This is a genomic window from Caldimonas thermodepolymerans (assembly GCF_015476235.1).
GTDB lineage: Bacteria > Pseudomonadota > Gammaproteobacteria > Burkholderiales > Burkholderiaceae_C > Caldimonas > Caldimonas thermodepolymerans.
In genome coordinates, this window is the sequence record NZ_CP064338.1 from 3,091,155 (window position 1) to 3,107,815 (window position 16,661).

At 70.7% G+C, this 16,661-nt stretch carries 16 protein-coding genes; 5 read left to right on the forward strand and 11 right to left on the reverse strand.

Going from position 1 to position 16,661, the window contains the following annotated elements; all coding sequences use genetic code 11:
- Positions 1–62 precede the first annotated feature (62 nt).
- The 6 genes from IS481_RS14560 to IS481_RS14585 all read right to left on the reverse strand — a co-directional run bounded on the left by IS481_RS14560 (position 63) and on the right by IS481_RS14585 (position 8,563).
- The gene (locus IS481_RS14560) at positions 63–2,978 is read right to left on the reverse strand and encodes a ribonucleoside-diphosphate reductase subunit alpha (protein WP_104357831.1); all 2,916 of its coding nucleotides are present in this window, start codon (positions 2,976–2,978) and stop codon (positions 63–65) included.
- A gap of 512 nt (positions 2,979–3,490) precedes the next feature.
- Positions 3,491–4,075 carry a 1,6-anhydro-N-acetylmuramyl-L-alanine amidase AmpD gene (gene ampD / locus IS481_RS14565; RefSeq protein ID WP_104357830.1) on the reverse strand — a complete coding sequence of 195 codons (585 nt, stop codon included), beginning with the start codon at positions 4,073–4,075 and terminating at the stop codon, positions 3,491–3,493.
- Positions 4,076–5,629 (reverse strand): sigma-54-dependent transcriptional regulator, encoded by a 1,554-nt coding sequence (locus IS481_RS14570; protein WP_104357829.1) that lies wholly within the window; start codon positions 5,627–5,629, stop codon positions 4,076–4,078. It abuts the gene before it with no gap.
- Entirely contained in the window at positions 5,626–7,518 is a 1,893-nt protein-coding gene (locus tag IS481_RS14575; protein WP_104357828.1) for a sensor histidine kinase, read from the reverse strand. Before IS481_RS14575 ends, IS481_RS14570 begins: the two co-directional genes overlap by 4 nt.
- A gap of 9 nt (positions 7,519–7,527) precedes the next feature.
- The gene (locus IS481_RS14580; RefSeq protein ID WP_104357891.1) at positions 7,528–7,761 is read right to left on the reverse strand and encodes a PP0621 family protein; all 234 of its coding nucleotides are present in this window, start codon (positions 7,759–7,761) and stop codon (positions 7,528–7,530) included.
- Between the two features lie 19 nt (positions 7,762–7,780).
- A complete protein-coding gene (locus IS481_RS14585; RefSeq protein ID WP_232529312.1) occupies positions 7,781–8,563 on the reverse strand; it encodes a cytochrome C assembly family protein in 783 nt (260 codons plus the stop codon).
- 117 nt (positions 8,564–8,680) lie between these two features.
- On the opposite strand from IS481_RS14585, the gene ffh reads away from it, so the two are divergent.
- Both ffh and IS481_RS14595 read left to right on the forward strand, forming a co-directional pair.
- Positions 8,681–10,045 (forward strand): signal recognition particle protein, encoded by a 1,365-nt coding sequence (gene ffh, locus IS481_RS14590; protein WP_104357826.1) that lies wholly within the window; start codon positions 8,681–8,683, stop codon positions 10,043–10,045.
- Between the two features lie 129 nt (positions 10,046–10,174).
- The gene (locus IS481_RS14595; RefSeq protein WP_104357825.1) at positions 10,175–10,891 is read left to right on the forward strand and encodes a DUF2726 domain-containing protein; all 717 of its coding nucleotides are present in this window, start codon (positions 10,175–10,177) and stop codon (positions 10,889–10,891) included.
- Between the two features lie 52 nt (positions 10,892–10,943).
- On the opposite strand, the gene ftsY is transcribed toward IS481_RS14595, so the two are convergent.
- Entirely contained in the window at positions 10,944–12,002 is a 1,059-nt protein-coding gene (ftsY, locus tag IS481_RS14600) for a signal recognition particle-docking protein FtsY (RefSeq protein ID WP_104357824.1), read from the reverse strand.
- Between the two features lie 87 nt (positions 12,003–12,089).
- Between ftsY and rsmD the strand changes: the two genes are divergently transcribed.
- Genes rsmD through IS481_RS14615 form a run of 3 tightly spaced genes read left to right on the forward strand, consistent with a single transcriptional unit; the run spans position 12,090 to position 13,490 of the window.
- Complete coding sequence (gene rsmD, locus IS481_RS14605) at positions 12,090–12,677, forward strand: 16S rRNA (guanine(966)-N(2))-methyltransferase RsmD (protein ID WP_104357823.1); 588 nt, start codon at positions 12,090–12,092, stop codon at positions 12,675–12,677.
- A gap of 31 nt (positions 12,678–12,708) precedes the next feature.
- Positions 12,709–13,212 (forward strand): pantetheine-phosphate adenylyltransferase, encoded by a 504-nt coding sequence (coaD, locus tag IS481_RS14610; RefSeq protein WP_104357822.1) that lies wholly within the window; start codon positions 12,709–12,711, stop codon positions 13,210–13,212.
- 11 nt (positions 13,213–13,223) lie between these two features.
- Complete coding sequence (locus tag IS481_RS14615; RefSeq protein WP_104357821.1) at positions 13,224–13,490, forward strand: YfhL family 4Fe-4S dicluster ferredoxin; 267 nt, start codon at positions 13,224–13,226, stop codon at positions 13,488–13,490.
- 22 nt (positions 13,491–13,512) lie between these two features.
- Here IS481_RS14615 and IS481_RS14620 read toward each other — a convergent pair whose 3' ends face one another.
- The 4 genes from IS481_RS14620 to IS481_RS14635 all read right to left on the reverse strand — a co-directional run bounded on the left by IS481_RS14620 (position 13,513) and on the right by IS481_RS14635 (position 16,601).
- Positions 13,513–13,920, reverse strand: a complete 408-nt coding sequence (locus IS481_RS14620; protein WP_104357820.1) for a hypothetical protein — start codon at positions 13,918–13,920, stop codon at positions 13,513–13,515.
- Complete coding sequence (pth, locus tag IS481_RS14625) at positions 13,917–14,543, reverse strand: aminoacyl-tRNA hydrolase (protein ID WP_104357819.1); 627 nt, start codon at positions 14,541–14,543, stop codon at positions 13,917–13,919. The genes IS481_RS14620 and pth overlap by 4 nt, the downstream gene beginning before the upstream one ends.
- Before the next feature lie 104 nt (positions 14,544–14,647).
- A complete protein-coding gene (locus IS481_RS14630; protein WP_104357818.1) occupies positions 14,648–15,838 on the reverse strand; it encodes a CynX/NimT family MFS transporter in 1,191 nt (396 codons plus the stop codon).
- Positions 15,839–15,968: 130 nt separating this feature from the next.
- On the reverse strand, positions 15,969–16,601 hold the full coding sequence (locus IS481_RS14635) for a 50S ribosomal protein L25/general stress protein Ctc (RefSeq protein ID WP_104357817.1): 633 nt from the start codon (positions 16,599–16,601) through the stop codon (positions 15,969–15,971).
- Positions 16,602–16,661 lie beyond the last annotated feature (60 nt).

A 16,661-nucleotide genomic window follows, 5' to 3' on the forward strand; every position in this document is an offset into this window, starting at 1 on the left:
GTCCGGCGCAGCGCGGTGCCGCACGCGCAGGTGCGGCACCTTGGCTGCGCTGGATCACGCGATCACTGGCAGGCCTCGCAGGTCGGGTCGTCGATCGCGCAGAACTTGATGTCGGTGGCCGGCACGTTGTCGGCCGCGGCAGCCATCTGCGCCTGCGCCGCCTGGGCCGCGGCGTCGAGCGCCGAGACGCCCCCCTGCGACGGCACCGCGTTGAGCTGGCCGGAGGACTTCACGGTCGACTTCTCCGCATGGGTCGCGCCGATGGTGCGCAGGTAGTAGGTGGTCTTCAGGCCACGCAGCCAGGCGAGCTTGTAGGTCTCGTCGAGCTTGCGGCCCGAGGCGCCGGCCATGTAGATGTTGAGCGACTGGGCCTGGTCGATCCACTTCTGGCGACGCGCCGCGGCCTCGACCAGCCACACCGGCTCGATCTCGAAGGCGGTGGCGTACAGCTGCTTCAGGTCCTCGGGCACGCGGTCGATGCGGCGCAGCGAACCGTCGAAGTGCTTCAGGTCCATGACCATCACGTCGTCCCACAGGCCCAGCTTCTTCAGGTCACGCACCAGGTATTCGTTGATGACCGTGAACTCGCCGGACAGGTTGGACTTGACCGACAGGTTGCCGAAGCAGGGCTCGATGGACGCGTCGACGCCGACGATGTTGGAGATGGTCGCCGTCGGTGCGATCGCCACGCAGTTGGAGTTGCGCATGCCGTGCTGGCGGATGCGCTCGCGCAGCGCGTCCCAGTCCATCGTGCGGGAGCGGTCGACCTCGACGTAGCCGCCGCGCTGCTCGGCCAGCAGGTCGATCGAGTCGATCGGCAGGATGCCGCGGTCCCACAGCGAGCCCTTGTAGCTGGAGTAGCGGCCGCGCTCCTCGGCCAGCTCGGTCGAGGCCCAGTAGGCGTAGTAGCAGACGGCTTCCATCGAGCGGTCGGCGAACTCCACCGCCTCCTGGCTGGCGTAGGGGATGCGCAGCTGGTACAGGGCGTCCTGGAAGGCCATCACGCCCAGGCCGACCGGGCGGTGGCGCAGGTTGGAGTCGCGCGCCTTCTTGACCGCGTAGTAGTTGATGTCGATGACGTTGTCGAGCATGCGCATCGCGGTGCGCACGGTCTTCTTCAGCTTCTCGTGGTCGATGCCGCCGTCCTTGAGGTGGCGCGCCAGGTTGACCGAGCCCAGGTTGCACACCGCGATCTCGTTGTCGCTGGTATTGAGCGTGATCTCGGTGCACAGGTTGCTGCTGTGCACCACGCCGACATGCTGCTGGGGCGAGCGCACGTTGCAGGCATCCTTGAAGGTGATCCAGGGATGCCCGGTCTCGAACAGCATCGTCAGCATCTTGCGCCACAGGTCGACGGCGCGCACCTTCTTGTACAGCTTGATCTCGCCGCGCGCGACCTTCTCCTCGTAGCGGACGTAGGCCTCCTCGAACTCCTTGCCGAACTTGTCGTGCAGGTCCGGGCAGGTCGAGGGCGAGAACAGCGTCCACTCGCCGTTTTCCATCACCCGCTTCATGAACAGGTCCGGGATCCAGTTGGCCGTGTTCATGTCGTGGGTGCGACGGCGGTCGTCGCCGGTGTTCTTGCGCAGCTCCAGGAACTCCTCGACGTCCAGGTGCCAGCTCTCCAGGTAGGCGCAGACCGCGCCCTTGCGCTTGCCGCCCTGGTTGACCGCCACCGCGGTGTCGTTGACCACCTTCAGGAACGGCACGACGCCCTGGCTCTTGCCGTTGGTGCCCTTGATGTGGCTGCCCAGCGCGCGCACGCGGGTCCAGTCGTTGCCCAGGCCGCCGGCGAACTTCGACAGCAGCGCGTTCTCCTTGATCGCCTCGTAGATGCCGTCCAGGTCGTCCGGCACGGTGGTCAGGTAGCAGCTCGACAGCTGCGAGCGGCGCGTGCCGGAGTTGAACAGCGTCGGCGTCGAGGACATGAAGTCGAAGCTGGACAGCACTTCATAGAACTCGATCGCGCGCGCCTCGCGCTCGATCTCGTTGAGCGCCAGGCCCATCGCGACGCGCATGAAGAAGGCCTGCGGCAGCTCGATGCGGGTGCCGTCGACGTGCAGGAAGTAGCGGTCGTACAGGGTCTGCAGGCCCAGGTAGTCGAACTGCAGGTCGCGGTCGGCCTTCAGCGCCGCGCCCAGCTGCTTCAGGTCGAACTGCAGCAGCTTCTCGTCGAGCAGCTCGGCCTCGACGCCCTTCTTGACGAACTGCGGGAAGTACTCGGCGTAGCGCTCGTGCATCTCGGCGTGGGTGACCTCCTCGCCCAGCACCTCCTTGCGGATCGTGTGCAGCAGCAGGCGGGCGGTGACGCGGGTGTAGCCGGGGTCCTTCTCGATCAGCGTGCGCGCGGCCAGGATGGCGGCCTTGTGCACCTCGTCCATCGGCACGCCGTCGTACAGGTTGCGCTTGGTCTCGGCCAGGATGGGCTCGGGGCGCACGTCCTCGCCCAGGCCCTCGCAGGCGGAGTTGACCAGGGCCTGCAGCTTGCCCATGTCCAGCGGCACGCGCTGGCCGCCGTCGATCACGTGCAGCACCGGCTCCTGCGCCGCGGCTTCCTGCTGGGTGCCCTGCTGGCGGGCGCGCTCCTGCGCGCGGCGCTCGCGGTACAGCACGTAGGCGCGCGCGACCTCGTGGTGGCCGCCGCGCATCAGCGCCAGCTCGACGTGGTCCTGGACGTCCTCGATGTGGAACGTGCCGCCGTTCGGGCGCGAGCGCAGCAGCGCACGCACCACGGTCTCGGTCAGCCCGTCGACCGTCTCGCGCACGCTGGCCGAGGCCGCCCCCTGCGTGCCGTGCACGGCGAGGAAGGCCTTCATCAGGGCCACCGCGATCTTGTTCGGCTCGAAGGCCACCACCGCACCGTTGCGACGAATGATCTGGTAGCCCGCGTAGGCCGAGGCGGCGGCTACCGCCGGACGGGGAGTCCCCGGGACGCTGCCCGCAGCTTGCGGATCGACGCTGGTGCTGATGGTCTGCATGTGTTCCCTTCCTTGTTGTTCAAGCTCGATCGAAAAAACGAAACCCTCAACGCAGCGACCCCGGCACCGGGGCGTGCAGTTGCGTCGAGGGTGGAGTGTTCGGGTGCATGGCCCCCGCTGCCGTGACCGTGCCGGGCACGGCGGAGGCGGCTTCGCGCCAAGGACCGCGGCATTCGCACACGGATGGCTCGGCGTTTTTGCGAGGGCGCGAGGATACCATGACGGGACACTATATCTAGCGCCCCGCCCGACTTCAAGCGCTACCTCTAGCGTCCGGACCAACCCGAAGAAGGATTGACGCGAGCCCGTTTTTTTGCATGCGAGGCCGGCACCAGGAGAGTGCGATGCGCCGTCTGCACGCATCAGTGCTGGCAGTGGCAGGCACATCCCGCATCAGCGTTGGGCTGGCGCGGCGATTTGCCCGCCCAGGCCGCTTCGCTGCTGGAGTTCTCACGCCGCCCCCCGTGCCGCGTTTGCGCGCGCCTCGCGCAACTCGCCTCACGAAGAGGCGCTCACGCCCCGGGAAAATACCGATCGGGCCACTGTGTCATGCGCGCGATCAGCGCCCAGTCGAACCCTGGACCGGGGTCCTGCTTGCGGCCCGGCGCGACATGCTCGTGGCCTGCGACGTGCTCGATCGGGTAGCGCCGCTTCAGCGCATGCAGCAGGCGCGCGAGCACCTGGTACTGCGCCGGCTCGAAGCGCCCGCCCTCCAGGCCCTCGAGCTCGATGCCGATCGAGTAGTCGTTGCAGTTCTCGCGGCCGCCAAAGCACGAGCGCCCCGCATGCCAGGCGCGGTCGTCGCAGGAGACGAACTGCAGCAGCTCGCCGTCGCGGCGGATCACGAAGTGCGCCGAGACCTCCAGGCCACGGATCTGCTGGAAGTACGGGTGCGCGTCCCAGTCCAGCGTGTTGGTGAACAGCTGCTCGATGTGCGGACCGCCGTAGACGCCGGGCGGCAGGCTGATCGAGTGCACCACCACCAGGTCGATGCGCGTGCCCGGCGGACGCGGGCCGAAGTTGGGCGAGGCGATGTGGCGCGCCGCAGCGTACCAGCCGTCACGCCAGCCGTCCGGGCTGCCCGCGGTGATGGTCATTCAGTGGTCGTCGGATTCGACCGCCACGCCGTGCTCGGCCACCATCACGCCCAGGCGCGCCATGCGGTAGCGCATCTGGCGCAGCGACAGCCCGAGGCTCGCGCCGGCAGCGGTGCGGTTGTAGCGGTGCCGCTCGAGCGCGCGGATCAGGATGTCGCGCTCGACCTCGTCGAGGTAGGCCGCCAGGTCGCTGGGCAAGGGGGCCTGCGAGGCCGGCGGCACGGCGCCCGCCCCGCGCGCGGCCGGCAGCTCTACACCGCCGGTCACGAGGGGCGCGTCGGCCTCCTGCAGCGCCGTTTCGTTGAGCACCGCGTCGGGCAGCTCGAGGTCGGGCTGGTCGATCCACTCGCCTCCGGACAGGGCCACCGCACGGTGCAGCAGGTTCTCCAGCTCGCGGATGTTGCCGGGGAAGGGATAGCGCGCCAGGTGCGCCAGCGCGGCCGGCGTCAGGCGCGGCGGCGGCCAGACCTCGGCGTCCTGCGCGATGCGCTCGAGCACGCGCTCGCAGATCAGCGGCAGGTCCTCCAGCCGCTCGCGCAGCGCCGGCACGCGGATCTGGATCACGTTGAGGCGGTAGTACAGGTCCTGGCGGAAACGGCCGGCCTGCACCTCGGCGGCAAGGTCCTTGTGGGTGGCGCTGACGATGCGCACGTCGATCGGCGTCTCGGCGACCGCGCCGACCGGGCGCACCGCCCGCTCCTGGATCACGCGCAGCAGCTTGGACTGCATCGACAGCGGCAGGTCGCCGATCTCGTCGAGGAACAGCGTGCCGCCGCGCGCGGCCTGGAAGAAGCCTTCGCGGTCCTCGTTGGCGCCGGTGAAGGCCCCCTTGCGGTAGCCGAAGAACTCGGCCTCCAGCAGCTGCTCGGGGATGGCGCCGCAGTTGACCGCGATGAACGGCTGGCCACGGCGCGCGCTGACTTCGTGGATCGAGCGCGCGACCAGCTCCTTGCCGGTGCCCGATTCGCCCTGCACCAGCACCGGCGCCATGCTGCGCGCGACCTTCTCGATCAGGCTGCGCACCTGCTGCATCGCCGGCGACATGCCGGCCATGCGCTCCATCGCGCCGGACGCGCCGGTCACCAGCACCGCCGGGGCGGTCACGCGCACGCTGCCGCGCGTGTGCGGCGCAGCCGGCACCGCCGAGCTGGCCGCCGCCCCCGAGGCCGGCACCGCGCTGGGCCGACCAAGCGCCGAGGCGACCACGGTGCGGAACTGCTTCAGGTCCACCGGCTTGGTGAGGTAGTCATAGGCCCCCGCCTTCAGCGCCTCGACCGCGTTCTCGGGCGAACCGAAGGCGGTGATCATGATGGTCTTCTCGCGGCGGCCGGCCTCCTCGAGCCGGCGCAGCAGGTCCAGCCCCGTGCCGTCGGGCAGCCGCATGTCGGTGATGACGGCGCTGTAGGTGCGGTCCTTCAGGCGGGCCCAGGCATCCTCGACCGTGGCGGCCGCCTCGACGTCATAGCCCTCGCGCAGCAGCGTCAGCTCGTACAGGGTGCGCAGGTCAGGTTCGTCGTCGACCACCAGCAGGCTGTAGTGAGAGGCAGATGTCATCGCGTCAGGTTGAGACTGGCGGAAGGTACGTCTTGGGGACCGAGCGGCACGACCCGCATGACCAAGTAGAACTCGTTGCGCGCCGTGTACTGCGCGCTGCGCAGCCGGTAGTCGATCGTCGCGCCGTAGCGCTCGCACAACTCCTTGCAAATATACAGGCCCAACCCCGTGCCCCGACTGCGCGTCGAGAAGAAAGGCTCGAATAAGTAACGCTCCACGTCGGGAGGAATGGGGGGGCCGTCGCTGCAGACGCTCAGCGTCAGCACCTCCGGCTCGGCCACCAGCCGCACCTCGACGCTGCCCGGCCGCTTGGAGGCGTGCCGGTAGCCGTTGTCAAGCAGGTTGATCAGCACCCGCCGCAGGTGGTCGGGGTCGAAGGCCGCGCCGACCGGCGCCAGCGGCAGGTCGACCCGCAGGGCGCTGCGCTCGTCCAGCGGCAGGCGTGCCGTGCGGGCCCATTCGCTGCAGGTGCTGGCCACCAGCGCCGTAACGTCGACGGGCTGCACCTGCACCGGCGGCCCGCCGGGCGCCACCTCCATCACGTCGTCGACGATGCGCTTGAGGCGCTCGACGTTGTCGGCCACCATCTGCGACAGCTGGCGCTGCGCCGGCGTGGTGAGGTCCTCGGCCAGCAGCGCGTTGGCCTGAGCGATCGCCGACAGGGGGTTGCGGATCTCGTGCGCGATGCCGGCCGAGATGCGCCCCATCGCGGCGAGCTTCTCCTGGCGGGTGCGCGCCTGCACGTCGCGCAGGTCCTCGAGGAAGAGCACGCACAGCTCCTCCGAGGCCTGCGGCTGGCGTCGCTTCGTGAAGCGCAGGCGCACCCGCAGCCCGCGGCTGTGGCCGGACGGGAACGGCAGGTGCACTTCCAGCCCGGTCTCCGGCGAGCTGCCGCTCTTGAACGACTGCATCACCACCGCCGCCAGCGGCTGCCAGGCCGGATCGCCGTGGAGCTGGAACGGCGGCGCGGGCACCAGGCCTTCTTCGGCCAGCAGCCGGCGCGCGGCCGGGTTGGCGACCCGCACGCGCCCGCGCCGGTCGACCACCAGCACGCCGTCCTGCATCTCCTCGATCACCAGCCGGTTGAGCTGGGCCTGCTGGCGCGCCAGCTCCATGCTGCCGCGCGCAGCCAGCTCCTCGCGCGCCAGGCGGCTGGCCAGCTCGCCGGCCAGCAGCGCGATCACGAAGAAGCCGCTGCCGACCAGCCCGGCCTGCATGTACAGCATCGAGAAGTTGCCGTCCGCGGCACGCCACCAGGCATCGCCCAGCAGCAGCAGGGTGATGGCCGCGGCCACCGACAGCGCCGCGCCGCGCGAGGTCAGCACGCCGGCCATCAGCACCGGCAGCACCAGCAGCGGCAGGTAGTTGATGTTGCCGGTCGAGCCGAACAGGTGCAGCAGCCCGAACGCGGCCACGTCCAGCCCGACGGTGGACAGCCATTGCCCGCGCCGCAGCCGGTGCACCGGGCGGCCCTGCCGGCCCTCGGCGGCGTGGCGGCCCAGCCACCATGCCACCAGCGTGGCCAGTGCATAGGCCGCGCTCGCCGCCAGCACCCAGGAGGGGCCGGGCGAGCCTGCGCCGATCAGGTGGGAGGCGGCCTGGGCGCCGAGCAGCAGCAGGCCCACGGCCACCCGCGCGCCCAGGAAGGCCCGGTAGATGCGCTGGAACGACGGCTGGGTCGTCGCGCCGAGCAGGCGGCGGGCCTGCCGGGTCAGGAAGCGCGAGTCCTGCGACTCGGCGGCGCGCCAGCCCGACGGACGCGACCTCCCGCGCCCGCCGGCGGCCTCGTCGTCGATCTGCGTGTCCTGGCTGACGCCCAGCGCGGCGAACCAGGACTCCTCGCTCGGATGGGCCGCCTCGGCGCCTGCGGGGGAAGGGCGACGTGCCATGGAGCAGGATCAGCGGTGGGCGGCGCGGTGCGCCTCGCAGCAGTAGTGTCCGCCCGGCCCGCTCAAGGCCTCGTCCTGCGGCAGGTGCACGCCGCAGTGCGCGCAGGCGACCATCGGGCGCACCTGACGGCCGGCGGCCGACGCACCCCCGCGCGATGTGTTGCCGGCACTGCGCGCCACGCGCGGCCGGCCGGCCCACCACAGCACCAGCACCACCACCAGCAGCAAGACCAGGTACTTCACCATCGCATCCCCGCCCGCCTCACGCGACCGTGCGGCCCAGCAACACTTCCATCACGAACCGCGAGCCCACGTAGGCCAGCAGCAGCAGCGCCGCCCCGGCGTAGACCCAGCGGGTGGCCCGGCGCCCGCGCCAGCCGAAGGCGCGGCGGCCGGCCAGCAGCGCCGCGAACACGGCCCAGGCCAGCACCGAGAAGATCGTCTTGTGGTTCCAGCGCCAGGGATCGGCGTACGCGATCCCGAGCAGCAGCGCCGCCGACAGCACGGCAAACCCGGCCGCGACGAAGCGGAAGGTGAGCTTTTCCAGGCGCAGCACCGGCATGCCCACCGGCGCTTCGGGCGCGCCGCGTCGCTCGCGCATCTGCCGCTCGGCGCGGCTCAGCAGCGCCGCGTGCAGCACCGCCGCACCGAACAGGCCGTACGAGGCAATGCCCAGCACCCAGTGCAGCGGCATCCAGGCGCCATCGACGTTCGGCCGCATCTCGCCGGGAAAGAACAGTGTCGCGACCACCGCGGTCAGCCCCAGCACCGCGAGCGCGCGGTGCACGCCGGGCAGCGGCACGAAGCGGCTCTCGATCGCGTAGACCGCCAGCACCAGCCACAGCGTCGTCGACAGCGCCGGCGCGAAGCCGAAGCGCGCGCCCGGCTGCGGCGCGCCGATGCCGGCACCGTCCAGCACCAGCGCCAGCCCGTGCGCGACCCAGCCGCCGATCAGCGTCCAGCGCAGCAGCCGGGCGGTGTGCTCGCTCTGCAGCAGCGCGACGCCGTAGCCGACCAGCGCCGCCAGGCTGGCGGCCACGGTCATGGCGGACTGGAGTTGCAAGGCGGCCCAGGGCCCGGAAGCTAGAATCATTCATACAGTGTACTTTCGCGGCCCGCCGTTCTGGCGGGCCGGCCCTCCCCGATCCACAGGCTCCACCCCATGGCCTCTACCCTTTCCGATCGCCTGTCGCGGCTGGTCAAGCAGATGCGCGGCCAGGCCCGCATCACCGAGAGCAACGTGCAGGACATGCTGCGCGAGGTGCGCATGGCGCTGCTCGAAGCCGACGTCGCCCTGCCCGTGGTGCGCGACTTCATCGCCCGGGTCAAGGAGAAGGCGCTCGGCCAGGAAGTGGTGGGCTCGCTGTCGCCCGGCCAGGCGCTGGTCGGCGTGGTGCACCGCGAGCTCGCCGCGACGATGGGCGAAGGCGTGTCCGACCTCAACCTGGCGACCCAGCCGCCGGCGGTGATCCTGATGGCCGGCCTGCAGGGCGCGGGCAAGACCACGACCACCGCCAAGCTCGCCAAGCACCTGATCGAGAAGCGCAAGAAGAAGGTGCTGACGGTCTCGGCCGACGTGTACCGGCCGGCCGCCATCGAGCAGCTGAAGACGGTCACGAAGCAGGCCGGCGCCGAATGGTTCCCGTCCAGCCCGAACGACAAGCCGGTCGACATCGCGCTGGCCGCGCTCGACCACGCACGGCGCCACTACTTCGACGTGCTGCTGGTCGACACCGCCGGCCGGCTGGCGATCGACGAGGCGATGATGGCCGAGATCCGCGATCTGCACGCCGCGCTCAAGCCGGTCGAGACCCTGTTCGTGGTCGACGCGATGCAGGGCCAGGACGCGGTCAACACGGCCAAGGCCTTCAAGGACGCCCTGCCGCTGACCGGCGTGGTGCTGACCAAGCTCGACGGCGATGCGCGCGGCGGCGCGGCGCTGTCGGTGCGCGCCATCACCGGTGCGCCGATCAAGTTCGCCGGCGTCTCCGAGAAGATCGACGGCCTGGAGGTGTTCGACGCCGAACGCCACGCCGGCCGCGTGCTCGGCATGGGCGACATCGTCGCGCTGGTCGAGGAAGTCCAGAAGGGCGTGGACCTGAAGGCGGCCGAGAAGCTCGCACAGAAGGTCAAGTCCGGCGAGGGCTTCGACCTCAACGACTTCCTCGCGCAGATCTCGCAGATGAAGAAGATGGGCGGCCTGGCCGGCCTGCTCGACAAGCTGCCGACCCAGGTGGCCGCCAAGGCGGGGCAGGCCGACATGGACCGCGCCGAGCGCGACATCCGCCGCATGGAAGGCATCATCAACTCGATGACGCCGCTGGAGCGCCGCAAGCCCGAGCTGATCAAGGCCAGCCGCAAGCGCCGCATCGCCGCCGGCGCCGGCGTGCAGGTGCAGGAGGTCAACCGCCTGCTCAACCAGTTCGAGCAGATGCAGGCGATGATGAAGAAGATGAAGGGCGGCGGCCTGATGAAGATGATGAAGCGCATGGGCGGCCTGAAGGGCCTGCCTGGCCTCGGGCGGTAACGGTTTGTTAGCCGCGCCCGGCGTCCTGTGCAGGAATGGGCACTTCGCCGTCCTCGCCTGCAGGTTCACGAGTTGACCCGACCGGGAGGGGCCGCTAAGGTCCCGCTCAAGTCGGAACACTCGTCTGCAATGGAACCCGTATTCATCCTGCTCGCACTGGCCGTGCTCGTCGTGGCCCTGTGCTGGTGGTGGCTGCGCCGCAGCGCCGCGACCCCGAACGCGCACCCCGGCAAGCGCAGCCTCGAACACCTGGACACGCTGATGGCGTGGACCCCGGAGCCCACCCGCATCCTCACCTCGACCGAACGGCAGGCCTACATGGTGCTGCGCCGGGCCCTGCCCGACCATGTCATCTTCGCCCAGGTGCCGCTGGCGCGTTTCCTCAAGGTGCCGACCCGGCATTCGTACAGCGAGTGGGTGCGCCGCGTCGGCCAGCTGTGTGCCGACTTCGTCGTCTGCGACAACGCGTCCCAGGTGATCGCGGTCGTCGAGGTGCGCGCGCCCGAAGGCCAGGAGAAGGAACGCACGCTCAGGCGCCAGGCGCGCATGGACCGCGTGCTGCAGGCCGCGGGACTGCCCCTGCATGTCTGGCGCGAGAACCAGATCCCGTCGGCCACCGCGGCGCGGCTGGCGCTGCTGGAGCACATGGCCGAGGACGCGCAGGACACCGGGCTGGACGACACCCGTCCCGAGGCCGCCAACGGAGCCTCGCGCGTCGATTCGAACTTCCCGATCATCAACGGCGTGCGCGAGCGGCGCGAGGAGCCGCCGCCGTCGACCTGGTTCGACGACCTCGATTCGGGCCCGATGCCGCTCGGCCCGGCCCCGACCAGCCGGCCGCATTGACCCGCCCGCGCACGCGACGGCCTGCTGCCCCGCGCAGCGGCCTGCCGGGCCGTCAGTCCAGCAGCGCCTGCGCGAACTCGCGCGCGTTGAAGGTCTGCAGGTCCTCGAGCTTCTCGCCCACGCCGATGAAGTACACCGGCACCGGGCGCTCGCGCGCGATCGCCGCGAGCACGCCGCCCTTGGCGGTGCCGTCCAGCTTGGTGACGATCAGGCCGGTCAGCTGCAGCGCGTCGTCGAAGGCCTTGACCTGGGCCAGCGCGTTCTGGCCGGTGTTGCCGTCGACCACCAGCAGCACCTCGTGCGGTGCGGTCTCGTCGGCCTTGGCGATCACGCGGCGGATCTTCTTCAGCTCCTCCATCAGGTGCAGCTGCGTCGGCAGCCGCCCGGCGGTGTCGGCGATCACGACGTCGCAGCCGCGCGCACGGCCGGCCGTCACCGCGTCATAGGTCACCGCGGCCGGGTCGCCGCCTTCCTGGCTGACGATCTCGACCTGGTTGCGGTCGGCCCACACCGCGAGCTGCTCGCGCGCCGCGGCACGGAAGGTGTCGGCCGCAGCCAGCAGCACCTTCTGGTTCGATTCGGCCAGGTGGCGCGTGAGCTTGCCGATGCTGGTGGTCTTGCCCGCGCCGTTGACGCCCACGACCATCATCACGGTCGGCGTGTACCGGCCCACGACCAGCGGCTTCTCGAGCGGCTTGAGCAGGTCGGTCACTGCATCGACCAGCAGCGCCTTGACGGCCGCCGCGTCGGTGGCCTTGCTTTCCTTGACCCGGCGCTTGAGGTCGGCAAGCAGGTGCTCGGTCGCCTTCACGCCGGCGTCGGCCATCAGCAGCGCGGCCTCGAGCTCCTCGTACAGCGCGTCGTCGATGCGCGCGCCGACGAACACCTGGGTGATGCTCGAGCCGGTGCGGCGCAGGCCCTGCTTGAGCTTGTCCAGCCACGAGCGGCGCTCGGGCGCGGGCTCGGCCGGCGCCGCCGCTACCGCGGGAGCCGGCGCCGCGGGCTCGACCGGCGCCTGGGGCGCGGGGGCGGCCGGCGCTTCGACAGGGGCAGGTGCAGGGGCAGGCGCGGAGGCCGGCGGGGGGGATTTTTTCTTGAAGAAACTGAACATGGGTGCCTTGAGTCGTGCCGTCGATTCTAAGAAACCGGGCTGCCCCTGCCGCGCCTGCCTACAATCGACGCCCTGCACGTCCCGAGCATGGCCACCCGATCCCCTCGTTCCTCCCCGCCGCGTGAAGTGCGCATCATTGGCGGGCAGTGGAAGCGCACCAAGCTGCCCGTCGCGGACAAGCCGGGACTGCGGCCCACGCTCGACCGGGTGCGCGAGACGCTGTTCAACTGGCTCGGCCAGGACCTCGCCGGCTGGCGCTGCCTGGATGCGTTCGCCGGCACCGGGGCGCTGGGTTTCGAGGCGGCCTCGCGCGGCGCGACGGAGGTGGTGCTGCTCGAGCAGGATGCGATGCTCGTCGCGCAGCTGCATGCCCTGAAGCAGCGCCTGCGTGCCGATGCGGTGCAGGTCGTGCGCGGCGACGCGCTCGCGTGGATGCGGCGCGTCCCCGAGGCCCGCTTCGACCTGGTGCTGCTCGATCCCCCGTTTGCCGCCGGCCTGTTCGAGGCCGCGCTGCGCGAAGCGGCGCGCCTCGTCGTCCCCGACGGCTACGTCTACCTGGAAGCCGACGCCCCGCCCGAGGCCGCGCTGCTGGAGGCGCTGGGCCTGCAGGTGCACCGCAGCGGCCGCGCCGGCACGGTGCACTTCCACCTGCTGCGCCCGGTCGCGGGCCGATAAACTGCCCCCTGCCTGCAATGGAGACCCTTCGATGACCTCTGCCCCCCAGGCCCGCGTGGCGATCTACCCCGGCACGTTCGACCCCATGACGCTGGGCCATGAAGACCTGATGCGGCGCGCCAGCACGCTGTTCGACCGCCTCATCGTCGCCGTGGCCGCCGGCCACCACAAGCGCACGATGTTCACGCTGGACGAGCGGCTGGACATCGCCCGCGAGGTCGCCCGGCCCTACGCCAACGTCGAGGTGATGGCCTTCCGCGGCCTGCTGCGCGACTTTGTCGTCGGCCAGGGCGCCAAGGTGGTGGTGCGCGGCCTGCGCGCGGTCAGCGACTTCGAATACGAGTTCCAGATGGCCGGCATGAACCGCCAGCTCATGCCCGACGTCGAGACGGTGTTCCTGACGCCCTCGGACCAGTACCAGTTCGTCTCGGGCACCTTCGTGCGCGAAATTGCCATGCTTGGCGGTGATGTCTCCAAGTTCGTGGCACCCTCGGTGCTCAAGCGACTGCAGGATCGCGTCAAGCAAGGCAGCTGAGGACCCACGCCATGGCCCTGATGATCACGGACGAGTGCATCAATTGCGACGTCTGCGAGCCCGAATGCCCGAACCAGGCCATCTCGATGGGCCCGGAGATCTACGTGATCGACCCGACGCGCTGCACCGAATGCGTGGGCCACTTCGACGAGCCGCAATGCGTGCAGGTGTGCCCGGTCGAGTGCATCCCGGTCAATCCGGCGCACCGGGAAACCAGGGAACAGCTCTGGGCGAAGTACCACGCCCTGCAGCAGGCCGCGCAAGGCGGCACTTCCTGAGGGCCAGGACGCCCGTACCCGCTCAACGTCCCTGCAGCCCCGCCGTCGGGACTGCGGCCGCCTGCGCCTGGCGCTGCGACTTGAACCGCTTCTTGCGACGCGGCTTCCGAGGAGGCTGGTCGTCCTGCGCATCCGGCTGCGCGCGTGGCGGCACGCCGTGGATGCCGCCGGCGGCGACGGGCTCGGCCTCGATGCGGCGCCGCTCGCGTTCCAGCTGCTGCGCCGCGGCCTGGTGGCGCTGCTGCGCCTGCCATGCCTCGGCATGCTGCGCATCGGAACGCTCGTCCCGGACATCCAGCGCCTGTGCGCCGGGCCCGCAGGGCTGCTGCGCGTAGACGTTGCCGCAGCGGTAGACCGCCTGCGGCGGCGCGCCGGCAGCGCCGGCCGCAACGCACAGCGATGCGGCGACGAGCAGCGCGCGGGCCCTCATGAGGCGGCGGGCTCCTGCGGACGCGGCGGCTTGGGCCGCGGGGGCTTGGCATGGATCAGGCGCTGCGCCGCCTCCATGTCGCCGTGCAGCATCGCATCCAGCGCCTGCATCGAGCGGTCGATGCACTGCTCGAGCGCCTCGCGGTGCTCGGGCGCGGGCTTGCGCAGCACGTAGTCGGCCACCTCGGACTTCACGCCCGGATGCCCGATGCCCAGGCGCAGGCGCCAGAAGTCGGCACTGCCCAGCTGGGCCTGGATGTCCTTGAGGCCGTTGTGGCCCGCATGGCCGCCGCCCAGCTTGATCTTCATCTGCCCGGGCGGCAGGTCGAGTTCGTCGTGCGCGACCAGGATCTCCTGCGGCGCGATCTTGAAGAAGCGCGCCAGCGCCGCCACCGACAGGCCGGAGCGGTTCATGTAGGTCTGCGGCTGCAGCAGCCACACCGGCCCGGGCACGTCCGGGCACGGGCGGTTCACGCGCGCCAGCAGGCCGTGGTAGGTGCGCTCGGCGTGCAGCGTAGCGCCGAGCTTGCGGGCCACCGCGTCCACCCACCAGAAGCCGGCGTTGTGGCGGGTCGCTTCGTATTCCGGCCCGGGATTGCCCAGGCCCACAAACAGACGGATCATGGGTCGCGATTATCGGGGGACGACCGGGGCGGCGCCGCCTGACGCGCAGGCAACGCCGGCCACGAGCTTGCAAGCGATTGAAAACAGGTGCGGGCCGCGCCCTCTCACCCACCCGCACCGGAAATGGTGCGGGCCTGCCCGGCGCGGTAGCCCACGACCGCCAGCACCACGGTGCTCGCGGCCAGCCCCGCGAGCGGCGCGGTCCAGCCGCCGGACAGGTCGTGCGCCAGCCCGAACAACAGCGGGCCCGCCGCCGCGAGCAGGTAGCCGATCGACTGCGACATCAGCGACAGCGACGCGGCCTGCCGGTGGTCGGTGGTGCGCAGGCCGATGAACGCCAGCGCCAGCGGGAACGACAGCCCGGAACCCAGCCCCGCCAGCGACACCCACAGCAGCGCCCACGCGGGATGCAGCATCAGGCCCAGCACGCCCGTGAGGATCACGAGCGAGGCGAACACCGCGAGCGCACGCTGGTCGGGGCGCGCCGCGAGCAGGCGCGGCATGGTCGCGCTGGCCACCAGCGAGACGAGCTGGAAGGCGGTGATCATCAGGCCGGCCACGGCCGGGTCGTAGCCGGCGTCCTGGATCACGCGCGGGAACCATCCCACCGGGACGTAGAAGCAGATCGACTGCAGCCCCATGAAGGCGGTGACGCACCAGGCCAGCGGCGAACGCCACACCGAGGTGTTTGCCGCGACCGGGTCGGCCGGTGGCTCGGGCGCGCGCGGGCGCAGGAAGGCGCGCGCCCACAGGATCGCCGCGGCGGCAGCCGGCAGCGCCCAGGCCGCCAGCGCGCCGCGCCAGCCGCCCGGCAGCACGCGCTCCAGCGGCACCGCCAGCCCCGTGCCGGCGGCGGCACTCAGCGCCAGCACCATCGCGTAGAGCGTGGTCAACGTGCCCACGTGCGCGGCGTAGTCGCGCTTGATGAAGCTGGGCGCGAGCACGTTGCCGACCGCGATGCCCGCCGCAAGCACCAGCGTGCCGGCATACAGCGCCGCCGTCGGGCCGGCCGAGCGCAGCAGCACGCCGGCCAGCAGCATCAGCATCGCGCAGGCCGCGGTACGTTCCAGCCCCAGCCGGCGCGCGAAGCCCGCCAGCGGGGAGAACGCCGCGAAGGCCAGCAGCGGCAGGCTGGTCAGCATCCCGAGCGCCGTGCCGGACAGGCCGGTGGTTTCCTGGATGCTGCCCACCAGCGGCCCGACCGCGGTGATCGCCGGCCGCAGGTTGACGGCCAGCAGCAGGAAGGCGAGGAAGGCCGGCAGCTGCGCGCGCCGGAACAGCGGTGGTTTGCTCATCGTCGTGCCCGTGGCCTGCGGCCGGGCATGGGGTCATGCGCGGCCGGGCCGACGCAAGGCTACACGAAGACGCATGAAAAAAGCCCCGCAGTGCGGGGCTTTCGTCCGAAAGTTTCGAGGCAGGAGCCGATCACTTCTTGCCCTTGCCCTTGCCCTTGGCGGGCTCGGCAGCGGGGGCGGCGGCGGTCGGATCGACGATCACTTCCTCGACCGGCGGCACCGCGGTGGCGATGGCCGGGTTCGGCTTGCCGTGGGTCATGACCTTCACGCCCTTGGGCAGCTTGATGTCGTTGACGTGCAGCGACTGGCCCTTGTTCAGGCCGCTCAGGTCCACCTCGATGAACTCGGGCAGCTGTTGCGCCAGGCACTGGATCTCCAGCTCGGTGGCGACGTGGGAGATCGTGCACTTGTCGGTCTTGACGGCCGGCGATTCTTCCTCGTTCACGAAGTGCAGCGGCACCTTCTTGACGATCTTGGTCGTCGGGTCGACGCGCTGGAAGTCCACGTGCAGCACCAGCGGCTTGTAGGCGTGCATCTGGTAGTCACGCAGCAGCACCTGCTCGACCTTGCCGTTCAGTTCCATCTCGAGGATGGACGAATGGAAGGCTTCCTTCTTCAGCGCGTGGAACAGCGCGTTGTGGTCGAGCTCGATCATCTTCGGCTCGCCCGCACCGTAGACGATGCCCGGGACCTTGCCGGCCTTGCGCAGGCGGCGGCTCGCTCCGGTCCCCTGCACTTGGCGCTCAAATGCGACGAATTTCATTCGTTTCTCCAGTCAATACGCGTCCGCGACCAGACGCAAGAACGGCCGTGTCACCACGGC